We start from the raw sequence: 15926 nt of genomic DNA, 5'->3' as shown, positions 1-15926 counted from the left end.
CCGTGCAGTTTGAGTTTGTTTGTCAGCAACAATAAACCGCGTTTTTACACCTGCGTTAAGAAAAATATAACACAAAATCAACCACCGATTGCAAGCAACAGCAGGTTACTTTTACTCAACAATAGTTTTCAGCGAACGGTTCATCGCCTCGTAGCTCGCGCGGATAACTCCTTCAAACAACACAAGAAACGGAGATGTAAGAATGCCGCTGAAGGTTTCAGCGTGAACGAATCGCGTGCTCCCGGCATCGAGCGGATGCATCTCGAACCAGTGCCGTCCCTCGAGAAGTCCGAAAAGAAAGGCGGCTCGCCAGCCCAGAATTTCGTTCCTGCGAAACCGGTCGATCCTCGCCATAAAGCGGATCGACGGCAACCATCCAAACCGGATGGTGATGTGAAGGATTTGATTCACCCCGGCATTTCCATCGACTCTCCGAATGCACGGATTCCATGCACCATAACTGCCGAAGCCGGTCAGCGCCGCCCAGACCCGCTCTGGTGGCGCGTCGATAACGATCTCCGTTCTGATGGTTCTGTCCATGTTTTTTATCTCCTGCGGTCGCGGGAATTCATTATCATTCGGGCGCGTTTCGAGAATCTCATCCATTTGCCATTTATTGCCCAATGAACATCCCGCTCATCGTTCTGCTGCTCGTCTTTGCCGCCATCGCGGTTCGCCAGATAAGCCCCGTGCGGTTGCCGGTCTGGCAGATCATGCTTGCCGGGGCCGGGGCTGTGGTCGCGACGGGAGCGATCCGGTCTGCCGAGGCGCTGCGGGCGATCAATCCGGAGATCATGGCGTTTCTTTTCTGGATGTTTCTCTTGGGCCGCGCACTTGAAACGAGCGGCTACCTCGAACATCTCGCCTACGCACTTTTCAGCCGCGCCACGACGGCGAGCGGGCTGTTGCTTTTCGTCGTCTTCGGTTGTGGCCTCTTCTCCGCCCTGCTGATGAACGACACCATCGCCATCGTCGGAACGCCAGTGATGCTGTTGCTCGCGCGACAGCACGGCATTCACGCGAAGCCGCTCCTGCTTGCGCTCGCCTTTTCGGTGACGACCGGTAGCGTGATGAGCCCGATCGGCAATCCACAGAACCTGCTCATCGCCCTCGACGCGCTTCCCTCCAGCGCTTTCGCATCGTTTGGACGTTACCTCGTCGTTCCAACGCTCCTGAGTCTCGCGGCGACCTTCCTGATCCTGAAGTTCCTTTTCCGGGAACACTTCGCCGCGCGGGAGATCGCACATGAACAGGCGGAGTTGCGCGACCCGAGGATGGCCGCCGTGGCGCGATTTTCGCTGCTCGTGCTCGCCGTGCTGACCGTGATCAAGATCGCCCTGACGGCAGCGGGCAGAGGCGAGGCGCTGCCTATTACCTGGATCGCCGCCGGTGCGGGTTTGCCGGTACTCCTCTTGAGTCCGGGACGGGCGAGGCTTCTGCGTACGCTCGACTGGCCGACGCTTATCTTTTTCGCCGCCATGTTCGTGCTGATGGAGAGCGTCTGGAACACCGGATTTTTTCAGCACACCTTCGCGGTGGCGGGCATCGACCTCTTCGACACGGGAACGATTCTGGCCGTGAGTATCCTCCTGAGCCAGCTCGTCTCGAACGTGCCGCTCGTGGCACTTTTCTTGCCGCTGCTGCACGGCCCGGAGGTTCCGGTGAGGCTGCTGATGGCGCTCGCCGCAGGGAGCACCATCGCCGGGAATCTGCTGATTTTCGGGGCGGCGAGCAACGTCATCATCCTCCAGAGCGCCGAGTCGCGCGGCGAGCACAGCCTCGGCTTTCTCGAATTCGCGATTCCCGGTATGCTCATCACCGCCGCGCAGACGGCGATCTACGCGCTGTTTCTACTCCTCTTGCCCTGAGCCACGCCGGCGCTCACTCCCGCCAGCCGCCACCGACCGCGCGGTAGAGATCGGCAATCGCCGATAGGCGGCTGCGCTGCACGTCGGAGAGTTCGAGTTCCGACTGGAGCAGCGAGGTTTCGGCGGCAATCACTTCGAGGTAGGTCGCCATGCCGCTGTTGAAGAGCAGGCGCGAATTGCTCGCTGCCTTGCGCAATGCAGCTACGCGAGCTTCAGCGAACTTCTCTTGCTCGCCGGTCTTTTCAACCTGCGCAAGCGCATTGGAGACCTCACCAACAGCGACAAGCAGTGTTTTCCTGAAGGCAAGTTCGGCCTGGTCGCGGCGGATTTTCGACTGTTCGTATTGCGACTTGAGCTGGCCGTGGCGGAAGATCGGCTGCACAAGCATGCCTTGAATCGCATCGAAGAGCGAGCCGGGACTCGAAAACCACTTGCTCGACTCAATGGCGTTCAGCCCGCCCTGCGCCGTAACGGTGATCGACGGGTACATCAGCGCCTTGTTGACGCCGGTGAGCGCGTGCGCCTCCATGAGCGACTCCTCGGCGGCGCGAACGTCGGGCCGGTTCGAAAGCAAGGCGAGCGGCACGCCCGCGCCGAGGCCGTCGGGCATCGCGAAGGGCGCGTACCCCTTGCTGCGCTTGACGGGCGTGCCGGGCATCCGTCCGGCAAGAATCGAAAGCGCGTTCTCCTGCGCGGTGCGCGACGCTTCGAGCTTCGGGAGCGTAAGCTTCGCCGCGAGCAATTGCGCCTGCTGCTGATCAACGGCGAGACTCGTGACGTTGCCCGCATTGTACTGCAAGCGCATCATAGTGAGCGTCGTTTCGCCAAGCTCGATGTTGCGTTTGGCGATCTCGATCTCTGCATCGAGCATCTTGAGGTTCCAGTACCCCTGCGCCACGTTCGAGACCAGCGTCGTGCGCACGGCCCGCGCTGCATCGGTGCTGCGCAGATACTCCGCGACGGCAGCCTTTTTGGCGTTGCGCAGCTTCGCCCAAATGTCCGCCTCCCACGAGACGTTCAGCTCCGCCGTGTAGCTCCGGCTGGTGCGTTCCTGCCCTTTCGAGGCAGCCGAGCTGTTTTCGGACGCTCTTGAATAGCTGCCCGTCGCGCTGAAATCGACCGATGGCAGGAACCACAGCTTCGCCACATCGAGGGACTTGCCCGCGTAGTCGATGTTCTTCATCGCGATGAGCAGGTCGTGATTGTTCGCCACGGCACTGTCGATCAGTTCGAGCAACTCGGGATCGGCAAAGAACTTCCGGTAAGGAATCGTGGCCATCTCCTTGCCCGCCGCCATCTGCCCCGGATAGCTCTCCGGAAGCTTGACTTCGGGACGGCGATACTCCTTGACGGGACTGCACGCCGACAGACCGATGGTGGCGAAAAGCATAATCGACAACAGCGGAAGCGCTCGTTTCATGCGTTGATTCCGGTTTTTCATTCGTGCGAACCCTCTTTCTTCATCTGCGCTTCAAACAAGATTCCGGCTTCGACAATCTCCGCCGCCGGGCCGGTGAAGCGCTCCTGCAACCCCTGGAAAGCAACGAAGAGCACCGGCACCACCATGATGCCGAGCACCATGCCGGCGAACATGCCGCCGATGGCCGACGCGCCGATGGAGTGGTTGCCCATCGCTGCCGGGCCGGTCACGAAGAGCAGCGGCAACAAGCCCGCCACGAACGCCATCGAGGTCATCAGGATCGGCCGCAGCCTCGCTTTTGCGCCCTCCATCGCCGCCTCGACCAGTGGCATACCAGCCACGCGCCGCTGGAGCGCAAACTCGACGATCAGAATCGCGTTCTTGGCAAGCAAGCCGATCAGCATGATGATCGCCACCTGCACGTAAATATTGTTCTCGATCCCCACCAGCTTGATGCCGATGAAAACACCAAGCAGACCGGTCGGAATGGAGAACATCACGGCCAGCGGCAGGAGATAGCTCTCGTACAGCGCCGACAACAGGAAATAGACAAACACCACCGAGAGCAGGAAGATGAAGAACAGGCCGCCGGAGGACTCGATCTCCTCGCGGCTCTGCCCTTTCCAGTCGTAGGTGAAGCCCGGCGGCAGGCTCGTTCGCGACACCTCGTCCACCGCCTGGATCGCCTGACCGGTGCTGAAACCGGGCTTCACGACAGCGTTGACGGAGATAGCGTTGAAGAGGTTGAAGTGATCGACCGCGTCCGGGCCGTACACCTTTTTCAGCGAAACCACCGAGCTGACCGGCACCATCTGGCCGCCGCTGCTCTTGACGAAAATGCCGTTGAGCGACTCGGGCGTGCGGCGGTCGTCGGTCTCGGCCTGCATCACCACGCGGTAATATTTGCCGAAACGGTTGAAATCCGACACCTGCTGGCTGCCATAGTATGCCTGAAGGACAGTCATCAAATCCTTGACATTCACCCCGATATCGGCAGCCTTGACGTTATCCACCACCAGCTCGTACTGCGGGTAGGTCGCCTTGAAGGTGGTGAAGGCCGCCGCAATCTCGGGCCGCTTCATCAGCTCGCCGATAAACTCCTTGGCCACGCCGTCGAACTTGTGCAAATCGCCGCCGCTCCTGTCCTGAAGCACAAGCTCCAGGCCGCTGACCATGCTGAAACCGGGTACCGTCGGCATCGAGAGCACGAAGAAGTTCCCCTCCTTGACCGGCGCGAGCTTCTTGTTGATAAGGGCGAGCACCTCCTTCACATCGCGTACTTCACCACGCTCCTTCAGATCCTTGAGCTGCATGAACATCAGGCCAGACGATGGCGAGGAGCTGCGGGAGATGATGTTCATGCCCGCGACGGAGATCACCTTTTTGATCGCAGGAACCTTCTGGAGGATGCCACTAGCCCGGTCCATCGTCGCCTGCGTGCGCGAGAGCGAGGTTCCGGCAGGCATCGAGACCGACACGATCACGAAGCCATTGTCTTCGTCGGGAATGAAGCCGGTCGGTGTGGTCTTGAACATCCAGAACGACACGGCGGTTATCAGCGCGAGGCCGATGAATGCCACCTTCCGGTTGCGCATGAAGTAATCGAGAATGCCGGTGTAGCGCTGGCGCACCGCGTCGAACCCTGCGTTGAAGCCCTGGACAAAGCGTCCGCTGAGGCCGCCGAAGCGCGAGTGCTTCTCTTTCGAGTGCTTGTGCAGGTCAGTCAGGAAAATCGCGCAGAGCGCCGGGCTGAGCGTCAGCGCGTTGACCGCCGAAATGAGGATCGTGATGGCAAGCGTAAAGGCGAACTGGCGGTAGAAGACGCCAGTCGAACCTTCGAGGAATCCCACCGGCAGGAACACCGACGCCATGACCAGCGTGATGGTCACGATAGCCGTGGTGATTTCGCGCATGGCCGAAACCGTGGCGACCTTGGCGGGCCAGCGCTTCTCCTCAATCTTGGCGTGCACCGCCTCGACCACCACGATGGCGTCGTCAACGACGATGCCGATGGCAAGCACGAGGCCGAAGAGCGTCAGCACGTTGATCGAGAAGCCGAAGAGGTTCATGAAAAAGAAGGTGCCGATGATCGCCACCGGAACGGCGATGGCCGGAATGAGCGTCGAGCGGAAGTCTTGGAGGAAAAGGAACACCACGAGAAACACGAGCAGGAACGCCTCGATGAGCGTGTGCTGCACCTGCTCGATCGATTCATCGACCACTTTCTTGGAGCTGAAGAGAATCGAGTACTCGACGCCGGAGGGGAACGACCGCGCCGCCTTTTCAAGCACCTTGCGCAGCTCGGTTTCGACCTTGTTGGCGTTGGAGCCGGGAGCCTGATAAACCGCCATCACCACGGCCGGCTTACCGTTGGACTTGGTGTTGACCGTGTAATTGTAGGCTCCGAACTCGATCCGGGCGATGTCCTTGAGGCGCAAGAGCGAGCCGTCGGGATTGGCGCGGACGACGATGTTCTCGTAATCCTCGGGGCGCTCGAACTTGCCGCGATACTTCATGATGTACTGCATCGGCTCGCTGCTCATCAGGCCGAACGCGCCGGGAGCGGCTTCGAGGTTCTGGCTCTGAATCGCCGCCGACACCTCCTGCGGCGTCAGCCCGTACGCCGCCATCTGCGCGGGCCGCAGCCAGACGCGCATGGCGTAATCCATGTTGCCGTACACCGACACCTCCCCGACGCCCGGCACGCGAGCCAGGTCATCGACGATATTGATTTTGGCGTAGTTCTGCAAAAATTTGGTATCGAACGCCGCGACGTTGCTCGACAGATTGATCAGCATGATCTGGCTGTTCTGGCGCTTGATGGTTGAAATACCGATCTGGTTCACCTCGGAGGGGAGGCGGCTGGTGGCCTGCGCCACGCGGTTCTGCACGTTGACCGCCGCCTGGTCGGGGTTGGTGCCCTGCTTGAAAAACACGTTGATCGAAAGCGAGCCGTCGTTCGAGGAGGTCGAGGTCATGTAGGTCATGTTCTCGACGCCGTTGATCGCCTCTTCGAGCGGCGGAGCCACCGTGCGGCCGACGGTTTCGGCGTTCGCGCCGGGATAGCTCGCCGTCACCGAAACACTCGGTGGGGCAATATCGGGAAAACGGGTGATCGAGAGCTGGCTCATGCTGACCAGTCCGAGGATGACCAGAATGACCGAAATGACCGTCGCCAGTACAGGGCGGGAGATAAAACGTTCAAACATATGATGATATCCCCTGCTTAGCGAGCGTTCCGGGTCTGCGAGGAGGACGAGGCAGCGCCCGCCATCGGCTTGATCACCGTGCCATCCTGCAACTTCTCGATGCCCGCCGTCACGATGACGTCGCCCGGCTTGAGCCCCTCGCTGACGATATAGTTCTGCCCGCTCCTGCCCGCGACGGTGATCACCTGTTTCATAACCTTGTTGCCGGGAGTCAGGAGAACGACCATCACCTTGTCCTGAAGTTCGACCGTCGCCGCCTGTGGCACGAGGATCACGTTCTCGTAGTTCGAGAGGAGGCTCACCTTGCCTGAGTTGCCGCTGCGCAGAAGCTTTTCGGGATTCGGGAACGAGACCCTCAGGCCGATCGAGCCGGTCGAGGCATCGAAATCCCCGCTGATCGATTCGAGCTTGCCCTCATGCTGGTAAACCGTTCCGTCCGAAAGGGTCAGTTTGACCGGCGGCACGGCATCAATTTTCTGCTGAAGGGTCGCGCCGGGATAGACCTTTTTGAAGGTCGCGAAACCGGCCTCGCTGATACTGAAGACCGCGTACATCCGCCCGACATCGGAAAGTGTCGTCAGCGCCGCCGACTGATTCCTGGTAAGCAGGTTGCCCTGGCGAAACGGTATGCGCCCGATATAACCGGCCACCGGAGCCTTGATCACCGTATAGTCGAGATTGATCGCCGCCGACCTTGCCGCCGCCGCCGCCTGCGCCGCCTGCGCTCTTGCCGCCTGCTCCTGCGCTTTGGCCGTGGTGAGCTGCACCGGTGCGACCACCTTGTTCTCGACCAGCGGCACCAGCTTCTCGGCGTTCACCTTCGCCACCGCCGCCTGCGCCTCGGCGGCGCGTTGCGCGGCCAGCAGCGTGTTGTACTGCTCGCGATAGACCGAATCGTCGATCCTGAAAAGCGGCTGCCCTTTTTTGACCTTCTCGCCCTCCCTGACCAGAATGGCCTGAAGCATGCCATCCACCTGCGGCCTGATCTCCGCATCGGCCAGACCTTCGAGCCTGACGGAATATTCGCTGGAAACAGCGGCAGACGAAAGTTGAACTTTCATCACGGGCAGGGCGGGCGTCATCTGCTTCTGCTCATCCGGCTTCTTGCCGCAACCGGGCAGGAGCAGAAATGAACTGAGAAGCCCGCCAATGGCCAGTCTGGAGAAACGGTTTCGGAGAGCGAGGATATTGTTCATGGGTTGTCGAATGACTGAGAAATGCTGTAGAACGGTAATTGTCGAATCTATATAACGAAAAATCACAAGATGAGTTAACTACCATAAAAAATAACGAAGATCTTTCCACCCGGCGAAGTCATGGGTGCGAGGTCACTTACCCGAAATTCCTGCGTTCGAAATCGAGCAGCCACTGCTTTATTTCCGCGCCGCCTCGATACCCGCCAATACGGCCTCCCGCTCCCAGCACCCGATGACATGGCACGATAATCGGCAGCGGATTCCGCCCGCACGCCGCGCCTACCGCCCGCGCAGCACCCGGCGCGCCAATCGCCGCCGCCAGCTCGCCATACGAAGCCGTCTGCCCATACGAAATGGCAAGCATCGCCTCTCGAACTTGCCGCTCGAATGCGGATCGAGGCTCAACCAATGGCAACGCAAACTCCCGCAACCGCCCTGAAAGCCAAGCTTCGAGCTGCCGAAAAGTCTCATCGATCAACCGCGAGCCAGGAGCACTGACCGCCGTTGATGGCTCATCGTGCATGAATAATAGATCGGTAACCCGTTCACCGTGCGCCCTGATTCCGATCAAGCCCACAGGCATGCGTCGGCAGGAAAACGAACTGTAATTGGTCAGTATGGACTCTTGCTGCATTTGTGATGTCCGTTAATTGGCGTTGCATAAATTCTTTTCATCATCCCTTCCCCCTCACAGCATCAGCAACCCGCCTGAGACCGGGATGTAGCAGCCGGTCACGAAGCGGCTGTGGTCGGAGGCGACGGCAAGCACCGCTCCGGCAATGTCTTCCGGGAGAGCCACCCGCTTGAGCGGGGCCATCTCGCCGATCATCGTTTTCTGCGCTTCGGGCAGCCAGGCGGTGGCGTCGGTGAGCGTAAGGCCGGGGGCGACTACGTTGACGCGGATGCCGAATGGCCCGACCTCCTGGGCGAGCGAGCGGACAAAGGCATCAAGGCCCGATTTGGCGGTGGAGTGAGCGATGAAACCCGGCGAAGAGTGGCGCGAGAGGGTGCTTGAAATGGCGATGATGCAGCCCGATTTCCGTTCGATCATGCCCGGCAGCACCGCCTGGCAGCAGAAAAAGATCGACTTCAGTTCTCCGGCGAGCTTGGCCTCGAATTCATCCCAAGTGAATTCGGTGAATGGCTTGACCGGGAAACCGATCGCGGCGTTGCCGACAAGCAGGTCAACCGGCCCGAGACGCTCTTCCACCTCAGCAACCATCGCCCGGACCTGCGCCTCATCGCGCACATCCGCCCGCACGGCCAGCGCCCTGCCACCAGCCCGCGTAATTTCATCAACAACCGCGCGAGCCGCGCCTTCGCTCTGGAAATAATTGACCGCCACCGCCGCCCCCTCGGCAGCAAGAAGCTTCGCCGTCGCCCGTCCGATACCCCGGCTCGCACCCGTAACCAATGCAACTTTGCCTTTCATGCTCGTGAGTTTTGAGATTTCGTTGTGCCATTGAAATATATCGAACAGAACCATCATGGACGACTGTTACCACTCCTTCATGAGCTGAATAACTCCAGCTTTCACGCGCTGTTTCGGCTTCTCCGGTTTGAGCTGTCGTTCGCTGCCTGCCGGGCTGGTGTCGAAACAGGACTCGCTCGTGCTGTCGGTTGCCGTCGCGCTGCTCGGTTGCGCTTCAGCGGCGATGATCGGGCACACTGCATTCATGGCGGCTTGTGCGATGCTGGCGCTAGGCGTGCTGTATAACTGGAAGCTCAAGAAATTCGGGTTTTTCGGGAATCTCGCCGTGGGGTTTTCAGTTGGAATGTGCTTCGTGTTCGGCGGCATTGCTGTCGACAATTCTTTCGAGCCGGTGGTACTGTTTCTTGCCGTGATGACCATGTTCGTCGATCTCGGCGAGGAGATCGCGGCGGATGCGCTCGATGTTGAGGGCGACCGCGAAACCGGCTCCCGCTCGTTCGCCGTTATCTTCGGCCCCGAACAGGCGATGCGCATTTCCGCAACTGTTTTCGCGCTGGTGATCGCAGGCAGCGCCGTGCCATTCGCCACCGGGTGGTTCGGCTGGATCTATCTTTTGCCAATCATCGCCTTCGACGCCGTTGTCATCTGGTCGGTCTTGCGACTGCTCGACCCCAGCGCACCGCGAAAACTCCGGTACATCCGCAGCATCTACCTCGCCGGAACCGCGATGGTGCTCGCGCTGATCGTCATCCGGCTGGTCACGGAGTGACGAACTTTACCGGATTTTTCAGCTCTCCGCTCGACGACCACCACCCCGAGCGCTGGACGAGCCAGCTCACCACAGAACTGCCCGAACTCCTCTCTGGTTGCTCGAAGCTACCATCGAAAGCCACCCCCGACCAAACCGCGCTGCTCGAAGCGGTTCTCGAAAGTGATTGCTGTTCAGCGGCATCCGTCATAATGAGTGAAAACCAACCCCTCACTTTCACATTATGAAAATTCAACGTAGTGATTTATATTTAAAAGTAAAGTACACTACAGTTCATATCGGTACCTTTCGAGAAATCACTTTAACGATGGATGTCCATGCCAGTTAACGATCTCGATTCTGATCTTTTCAAAGACTTTCCCGAGCAAGTCTTTGTGATGGCCCCGGACGGGACGATCCTTGCGGCTGACCGCTTCTTTCCTTCGAATCTCGAAAGCATCTATGAACATATTGTCGAACGCAACATCTTCGACCTGCTTGTAGAAATCAACGCCGCTCCGGAAGTCCTCCCCAGCCAGAAAGATGCAACCTGCGAAGCGCTCCGGATTGGCAAGCATCTCGCGCTCGATGATCCTACAGATGGCAGCAGATGGAAAAGCTCGATCTATCCGGTTTTTGATGACAGCGGGAACATAGAGAAACTGATGGTCCTGGTGCAAAATGTTACGAAGCAGAAGCTCTCCGAAGAGGAAATCGAGAAGTTCCGGACAAAGATGGTTTCGGTGCTTGAAAACAGCCATGTCAGCATCTGGACGCACAACATCGACAATAACATCATCCTGAGAGCGCTGGAGCACGATCGCTTTTTCGGTTATGATTCGCTTGTGCCTGACTGGAAGATTGAACGGTTTTTTAGCCATATCCACCCCGACGACCGCCCCATGGTGATGGGGGTTTACGAAACCTCGCTGAAACATCAGTCAGATTTCAATGTCGAGTGTCGTATTCAAAGAACGGACGGACAAATTCGCTGGATCAATCTGGTCGGCACCTTCCGCTGCACCAAACCAGATTCGTCCCGATACATTATTGGCATCATCCTCGATGTCACGGAGAAAAAACTTACAGAACTTGAGCTTGAACGGCTGCAGGCACAGCTTCAGCATGCTCAGAAAATGGAGATAATCGGTCAGCTCGCCGGTGGCATCGCGCATGACTTCAACAACTCGCTGACCGCCATCATCGGCAATATTGAACTGGCTCTCACCCAAATCGATCCAACGGCTCCCGTTGCCGATTACTTGAGGGACGCCCAGCGTTCGGCACAGCGCTCGGCTGACCGGACCAGTCAGCTTTTGGGATTTGCCCGCAAACAGATGAGGCTTCCACAAGTGGTCTCCCTGAACCGGGAGATCGATCGCCTCATCCCGATGCTGAAACCCCTGATGCTTGAGCAGATCGAGTGTATCTGGACACCGGGCGAAAACATACCGGAAATTTTCATCGATCCGACACAGCTCCATCAGATACTGAGCAATCTTTATATCAACTCCCGGGACGCCATCAAAGATTTTGGCACCATCACCATCTCCACTGGTTCGGTACGTATCAGAAAGTCGGATTGCAAAAAGGGACATATTTGCCAGAAACCCGGCAACTATGCCACGATCACGGTAAGCGACACCGGATGCGGCATCGACAGCAAGGCGCTGCCTCATATTTTCGAGCCATTCTTCACGACCAAACCTGTAGGAAAAGGTTCCGGCCTTGGCCTTTCGACGGTCTATGGCATTGTCAGGCAAAACAACGGATATATCGGCTGCCACTCCGAGAAGGGCAAGGGCACAACCTTCACCATCTTCCTGCCAAAGTATCGGAATGAAGTTCCGAAACCAATGCCCAAAATACCCGAGGGGAGCCTCAAAGCCCAGAAGAATACGGTGCTGCTGGTTGAAGATGAGCCCGGCATTCTCAATATTCTCAAAGTGGCGCTCAATGATATGGAGTTCAAGGTGTTTGACGCCCTCGATGCCGAAAGCGCTCTCGCCATCGTCGAAACGCAGAAAGAAAAAATCGACCTGCTGGTAACCGACATCGTCCTTCCCCGTATGAATGGCATTGAACTGAGCAAACAGTTACTTTCGATCATGCCGGGCATGAAATTCCTTTTCATGTCGGGATTCTTTATCGAAAAGAACGAAAACGGCGATCAACCGTCAAAGGCCGTGAACTTTATCAGAAAGCCCTTCACCATTCACGACTTCATGGCCATGGTTTATAAGGTCATGCTCCAGCCGTAACCCCGCACGACGACGTTCGATAAAAAAAATCGATGGAACCGGTAACTGGCAAAGTGTTCGAGAAAATCGATTCCACCGGTCTCGACACGACTGCTGGCGTGTTCGAGGGATGCCGCTTCGTGCGGTGCAATTTCGCGCACTCGGATTTTTCGGACATCGTGTTCCGGGAGTGCACTTTCGAACAGTGCGACTTGAGCCTTATAAAGCTTGATGGAACGGGGCTTCAGGAGGTGCGGTTCAGTGGCTGCAAGCTGCTCGGTGTGCAGTTCAGCCGGTGCCGGAAGCTCTTGCTCGAAATGAGCTTCGAGCACTGCATGATGAAACTGTCACTCTTCACCAGCCTCGACCTCAAAAACACCACATTCACTCACTGCGACTTGCAGGAAGCCGATTTCACCGGTGCGAACCTGAGTGGTTCGGTTTTCGGCAACTGCGATCTGCGCCTGGCGCTCTTCTTTCACACCAATCTCGAAAAGACCGATTTCCGCACCGCCTTCAACTTTTCGATCCCGCCCGAATCAAACCGTCTCAGAAAAGCGAAGTTCTCCTTGCAAGGCCTTCCCGGTCTGCTCGACACCTACGGTATCGAAATCGAGTAAAAGTTCGCCCATCTCCTGAAAATTTTTGCCTGATCTTAGAATAGATTCAGTTCCTGAATGCATCATCAAAGTAATGACAATTACAAAAGGAGCTTCTTCGATACTTTTGGCAGATTTTTTATTTATATATTACCTATTACACAATATTTTCATTTTATGAATCCCTAAAAACCGCAGAGAGTATCGTGTTTTTTTGTGAGCAAGGATCGAAACAATGCCGGTGTATTTGCAAACGATCTCTATTCATTTATCATCATGATGCCTTTCAACCGTAAACGAATAGACATACTCGTACCCCTTTTGCTCGCAATTGCCTTCGGGCAGGCGAAAGGCGACTATTCGTTCAACAGAGAGGATTCCGATCTCTACGAAAAAGAGCAGGATCAGCAGCAGGACTCCACCTCTTTTCAGCAGTTCGAAAACGCGGACTATATGAACCGGACCGAACAAGAGGTGATCATGGAAATCAACCGTCTGAGGAGCGACCCGGCAGGGTATGCGCGCACTCATCTTGCGCCTCTCAGAACTTATTACCATGATAAAATGCTCATATTACCCGGCAAAAAACCCATGATGACCAGAGAGGGGATTGCCGCGCTGGAAGAATGTATTCAGGAGCTCGAAAACACAAGGCCGACCCCAACGCTGTCGCCGTGCGAGGGACTTACACTGGCCTCCCGTGACCTGGCCGATGATCAGGGGCCAACCGAAACGACCGGACACATCGGAAATGATGGTTCCTCGATGCCTGCCAGGATAGAGCGTCATGGAGAATGGGCCGGAAGTATCGCGGAAAACATCTGTTACGGCTTCAGTGATGCCAGCGACATCGTCATCACGTTGCTCATCGATGATGGCGTGCCGTCACGCGGACACAGGCAAACCCTGCTGAACGGCGTGTTCAATTACGCAGGAGTAACCATAGGGCCTCACCGCCGTTACCATACCATGTGCGTCATAGACTTCGCCACCGCATACGCCACGAAACAAATATAAAGCGGTTTTGTAACCGCGAGCTCAGTTCATGCTGAACGAAGCGCGCGGTACACAGCGGCTGCCGATTTGTCAGCATCTGCTAACCTCCGATAGCACAGGCTATTGCGTTTGTGCTGCCCATCTAAAATTCTTTCAAGGGTTCAAACACTCCTATCGGGCTCAACGCCCTCCCCTTTCCAATTCGTAACCCCCGAAACGAAAAAAACTCCCGGTATTGTCGGGAGCTTTTCGGGGCAACCTATCAGAAAACCAAGAACCTTTACCTTGTTCGAGCGAATGATGAGAAATGAGGTGTTGTTGAAAAGGACAACCACGGACTTGCCATTCAGAGGTGAGCCAAAATACCCTTTCACGCAAAACATACAAGCTACAGCAATCGAACCGAGCGGTTCTGAGGATACTCCTTGTTCGCGTGTCTTGTGAATGACGCAGATCACAAGACCCCACACCTGAAAATCGGAATCACCAGAAATCTTGATGGCTTGCTCATGCGCTTCCGCAGCAATGATGCACAAGGAATCGACAACCAGAACAATCCGTTTGGTTTTAAACTCACCATCAAGAAAGCAGACCGTCTTCCGACTCAACCGCCTTGTCAATTACCAGAAAATCACCGTCGAAGATGTCGGCATCCGTCATGGATGCACCTTTGAATCTGGCGTAAAAGGTAGTTGCCGGGTTTTTGACGAGTGCTTTGGTCAGGTCAAAAGTGCCCTCTTCAAAATCTTCGGTCGGAGATAGAGATCCATCTGAGATGCCAACGCTGATCAGAGGCAACTCAACATCAGTTGAGAAGTCAGGTCTATAAAAGTCAAGCTTGGAGCCAGTACTGATGCGCACGAGTCTCATGGCAGGATCTGGTTCATTCAATCTCAATATATTTACTCTGCAAAAAGCTCCATAAGTCAATGTCTACGGCATTAACCATAGAAAAGGTTTTCAAACAGTTTGCAATTTTCCGTATATTAGTAGTAGTAGTTATTCGAGTTCTACCCTGTAGAAAAAGCATAAGCATTAACATCAACCTCGGATTTACTCATCCCCAGACCAATGTTCACTGTGCAAGATGACCCCCTGTTTTTTCGAGTAGAACTTGATGGTCTGGTTGATCGGAAGGCCCTATTCGATGCTCAGGATGCGCTCATGCATCACCCCGAATATCCTCACAAAAATGCTTTGTGGATTGTGAAGGAAGACTTTCTCTGTGGCTTTTCGGAGGTCGATTTAATTGTAGCGCTGGAAAGGATAAAAACCTTGTGGCATCGAGAGGCTACGAAGAAGAAATCTGCTTTTTTCGCCCCTGACGGTTTCCATTACGCACTGGCCAAGCTTTTTTGTGAAGAGGTTGAGCGCAGAGACCTTCCGTTCAAGATAAAGCCGTTCATGAACCTTCAGGAAGCTGAAGCCTGGTTGATGAAGGATGGGGCGGAATAGCGGCCAAGTTTCGTGGCCATATCCCGTTTATTTCTTTTCGACGCACTCCACAATCATTCTGTCTCGTGCATAATCGGCATTTCCGGATACTTGTGATTCTCTGGAGGCAAGAACAGGGGCCTCCGTTCTGATCATCAACCGCTTTACCTTCTTTTTCCCGTTGATGCTCTGTCAGTGAAGATATTTGTGCGCCCTGCTTCCACCTCCTGACCACTGGTATTGGCTCGGATATTGTCTTGAGGGTATCATGATCTAATAGCTACCCCCAAGACAACTGGACTTTACGATGCCAACTCAGACAAGGTCAGAACACGAAACGAAAAAAGCTTTCGGGATTGCCGGAAGCTTTTTCGATTCAGCGGAGAGGGAGGGATTCGAACCCTCGGTAGCTCTAATCGAACTACGTCGGTTTAGCAAACCGGTGCCTTCAGCCACTCGGCCACCTCTCCTGAACTTTGGGGCGGAGGATGAGGGACTCGAACCCCCAAGGGCGCAAACCCGGCAGTTTTCAAGACTGCTGCCTTACCAATTAGGCTAATCCTCCATCGTATGTAAAGAACGGGTAAGAAGATAGTGATTTACCCGAAAATAGCCAGCAAAAAATCACATCCCCTGTTTTTCCTGGCGGAGAGAGAGGGATTCGAACCCTCGAGGGCTGTTACACCCTACCCGCTTTCCAGGCGAGCGCACTAGACCAACTATGCGATCTCTCCGTTTATAAGGCATGTAATGTACAACTCGTTTTCGTTTTTTAAAACTCCCC

The 15926-nt window shown here is 56.0% G+C and carries 16 protein-coding genes and 3 tRNA genes; 6 read left to right on the top strand and 13 right to left on the bottom strand.

From position 1 onward, the window contains the following. Positions 1–111: 111 nt before the first annotated feature. The gene (locus tag NY406_RS03480; RefSeq protein ID WP_260633359.1) at positions 112–540 is read right to left on the bottom strand and encodes an SRPBCC domain-containing protein; all 429 of its coding nucleotides are present in this window, start codon (positions 538–540) and stop codon (positions 112–114) included. Positions 541–623: 83 nt separating this feature from the next. Between NY406_RS03480 and NY406_RS03475 the strand changes: the two genes are divergently transcribed. Continuing rightward, positions 624–1868, top strand: coding sequence for an SLC13 family permease (locus NY406_RS03475; RefSeq protein ID WP_260633358.1), 1245 nt, complete (start codon positions 624–626; stop codon positions 1866–1868). A 13-nt stretch (positions 1869–1881) separates the two neighbouring features. On the opposite strand, the gene NY406_RS03470 is transcribed toward NY406_RS03475, so the two are convergent. The 6 genes from NY406_RS03470 to NY406_RS03445 all read right to left on the bottom strand — a co-directional run bounded on the left by NY406_RS03470 (position 1882) and on the right by NY406_RS03445 (position 9371). Then, positions 1882–3288 carry an efflux transporter outer membrane subunit gene (locus NY406_RS03470; protein ID WP_260633357.1) on the bottom strand — a complete coding sequence of 469 codons (1407 nt, stop codon included), beginning with the start codon at positions 3286–3288 and terminating at the stop codon, positions 1882–1884. Positions 3289–3305: 17 nt separating this feature from the next. After that, a complete protein-coding gene (locus tag NY406_RS03465; RefSeq protein WP_260633356.1) occupies positions 3306–6497 on the bottom strand; it encodes an efflux RND transporter permease subunit in 3192 nt (1063 codons plus the stop codon). A gap of 17 nt (positions 6498–6514) precedes the next feature. Then, entirely contained in the window at positions 6515–7693 is a 1179-nt protein-coding gene (locus tag NY406_RS03460; RefSeq protein ID WP_260633355.1) for an efflux RND transporter periplasmic adaptor subunit, read from the bottom strand. Positions 7694–7829: 136 nt separating this feature from the next. Then, positions 7830–8216 (bottom strand): methylated-DNA--[protein]-cysteine S-methyltransferase, encoded by a 387-nt coding sequence (locus NY406_RS03455; protein ID WP_260633354.1) that lies wholly within the window; start codon positions 8214–8216, stop codon positions 7830–7832. A gap of 165 nt (positions 8217–8381) precedes the next feature. Further along, a complete protein-coding gene (locus NY406_RS03450; RefSeq protein ID WP_260633353.1) occupies positions 8382–9125 on the bottom strand; it encodes an SDR family NAD(P)-dependent oxidoreductase in 744 nt (247 codons plus the stop codon). Positions 9126–9191: 66 nt separating this feature from the next. Continuing rightward, positions 9192–9371, bottom strand: a complete 180-nt coding sequence (locus NY406_RS03445) for a hypothetical protein (protein ID WP_260633811.1) — start codon at positions 9369–9371, stop codon at positions 9192–9194. On the opposite strand from NY406_RS03445, the gene NY406_RS03440 reads away from it, so the two are divergent. Further along, positions 9304–9894: a UbiA family prenyltransferase gene (locus NY406_RS03440; RefSeq protein WP_260633734.1), complete on the top strand. Its 591-nt coding sequence runs from the start codon at positions 9304–9306 to the stop codon at positions 9892–9894. The genes NY406_RS03445 and NY406_RS03440 overlap by 68 nt on opposite strands. Here the strand turns inward: NY406_RS03440 and NY406_RS03435 are convergent. After that, the gene (locus NY406_RS03435) at positions 9884–10084 is read right to left on the bottom strand and encodes a hypothetical protein (protein WP_260633352.1); all 201 of its coding nucleotides are present in this window, start codon (positions 10082–10084) and stop codon (positions 9884–9886) included. The genes NY406_RS03440 and NY406_RS03435 overlap by 11 nt on opposite strands. A gap of 121 nt (positions 10085–10205) precedes the next feature. On the opposite strand from NY406_RS03435, the gene NY406_RS03430 reads away from it, so the two are divergent. From NY406_RS03430 to NY406_RS03420, 3 genes are all read left to right on the top strand, one after another. After that, positions 10206–12134 (top strand): hybrid sensor histidine kinase/response regulator, encoded by a 1929-nt coding sequence (locus tag NY406_RS03430; protein WP_260633351.1) that lies wholly within the window; start codon positions 10206–10208, stop codon positions 12132–12134. Positions 12135–12166: 32 nt separating this feature from the next. Beyond that, positions 12167–12733 carry a pentapeptide repeat-containing protein gene (locus NY406_RS03425; RefSeq protein ID WP_260633350.1) on the top strand — a complete coding sequence of 189 codons (567 nt, stop codon included), beginning with the start codon at positions 12167–12169 and terminating at the stop codon, positions 12731–12733. 195 nt (positions 12734–12928) lie between these two features. Continuing rightward, complete coding sequence (locus tag NY406_RS03420) at positions 12929–13729, top strand: CAP domain-containing protein (protein WP_260633349.1); 801 nt, start codon at positions 12929–12931, stop codon at positions 13727–13729. 140 nt (positions 13730–13869) lie between these two features. Here NY406_RS03420 and NY406_RS03415 read toward each other — a convergent pair whose 3' ends face one another. Beyond that, positions 13870–14316 carry a hypothetical protein gene (locus NY406_RS03415; RefSeq protein WP_260633348.1) on the bottom strand — a complete coding sequence of 149 codons (447 nt, stop codon included), beginning with the start codon at positions 14314–14316 and terminating at the stop codon, positions 13870–13872. Next, positions 14288–14578, bottom strand: a complete 291-nt coding sequence (locus NY406_RS03410) for a LexA family protein (RefSeq protein ID WP_260633347.1) — start codon at positions 14576–14578, stop codon at positions 14288–14290. The genes NY406_RS03415 and NY406_RS03410 overlap by 29 nt, the downstream gene beginning before the upstream one ends. Positions 14579–14788: 210 nt before the next feature. On the opposite strand from NY406_RS03410, the gene NY406_RS03405 reads away from it, so the two are divergent. Beyond that, positions 14789–15163, top strand: coding sequence for a hypothetical protein (locus NY406_RS03405; RefSeq protein WP_260633346.1), 375 nt, complete (start codon positions 14789–14791; stop codon positions 15161–15163). Positions 15164–15522: 359 nt separating this feature from the next. Here NY406_RS03405 and NY406_RS03400 read toward each other — a convergent pair. The 3 genes from NY406_RS03400 to NY406_RS03390 form a co-directional block, all read right to left on the bottom strand. Beyond that, positions 15523–15612, bottom strand: a tRNA-Ser gene (locus NY406_RS03400). Between the two features lie 12 nt (positions 15613–15624). Then, positions 15625–15707 (bottom strand) — tRNA-Ser (locus NY406_RS03395). A gap of 78 nt (positions 15708–15785) precedes the next feature. After that, a tRNA-Ser gene (locus tag NY406_RS03390) sits at positions 15786–15876 on the bottom strand. Positions 15877–15926 lie beyond the last annotated feature (50 nt).

Origin of the sequence: Chlorobaculum sp. MV4-Y (assembly GCF_025244685.1) — a bacterium.
Lineage (GTDB): Bacteria > Bacteroidota > Chlorobiia > Chlorobiales > Chlorobiaceae > Chlorobaculum.
This window is presented reverse-complemented; position numbering and strand designations above follow the sequence as displayed.

Excerpts from the sequence above, each read along its gene's own strand:
- NY406_RS03465 (WP_260633356.1), bottom strand. The coding sequence starts at position 6,497 with ATGTTTGAACGTTTTATCTCCCGCCCTGTACTGGCGACGGTCATTTCG.
- NY406_RS03460 (WP_260633355.1), bottom strand. The coding sequence starts at position 7,693 with ATGAACAATATCCTCGCTCTCCGAAACCGTTTCTCCAGACTGGCCATT.
- NY406_RS03445 (WP_260633811.1), bottom strand. The coding sequence starts at position 9,371 with ATGAATGCAGTGTGCCCGATCATCGCCGCTGAAGCGCAACCGAGCAGC.
- NY406_RS03475 (WP_260633358.1), top strand. The coding sequence starts at position 624 with ATGAACATCCCGCTCATCGTTCTGCTGCTCGTCTTTGCCGCCATCGCG.
- NY406_RS03410 (WP_260633347.1), bottom strand. The coding sequence starts at position 14,578 with ATGAGACTCGTGCGCATCAGTACTGGCTCCAAGCTTGACTTTTATAGA.
- NY406_RS03430 (WP_260633351.1), top strand. The coding sequence starts at position 10,206 with ATGTCCATGCCAGTTAACGATCTCGATTCTGATCTTTTCAAAGACTTT.
- NY406_RS03450 (WP_260633353.1), bottom strand. The coding sequence starts at position 9,125 with ATGAAAGGCAAAGTTGCATTGGTTACGGGTGCGAGCCGGGGTATCGGA.
- NY406_RS03435 (WP_260633352.1), bottom strand. The coding sequence starts at position 10,084 with ATGACGGATGCCGCTGAACAGCAATCACTTTCGAGAACCGCTTCGAGC.
- NY406_RS03470 (WP_260633357.1), bottom strand. The coding sequence starts at position 3,288 with ATGAAACGAGCGCTTCCGCTGTTGTCGATTATGCTTTTCGCCACCATC.
- NY406_RS03425 (WP_260633350.1), top strand. The coding sequence starts at position 12,167 with ATGGAACCGGTAACTGGCAAAGTGTTCGAGAAAATCGATTCCACCGGT.
- NY406_RS03480 (WP_260633359.1), bottom strand. The coding sequence starts at position 540 with ATGGACAGAACCATCAGAACGGAGATCGTTATCGACGCGCCACCAGAG.
- NY406_RS03455 (WP_260633354.1), bottom strand. The coding sequence starts at position 8,216 with ATGCACGATGAGCCATCAACGGCGGTCAGTGCTCCTGGCTCGCGGTTG.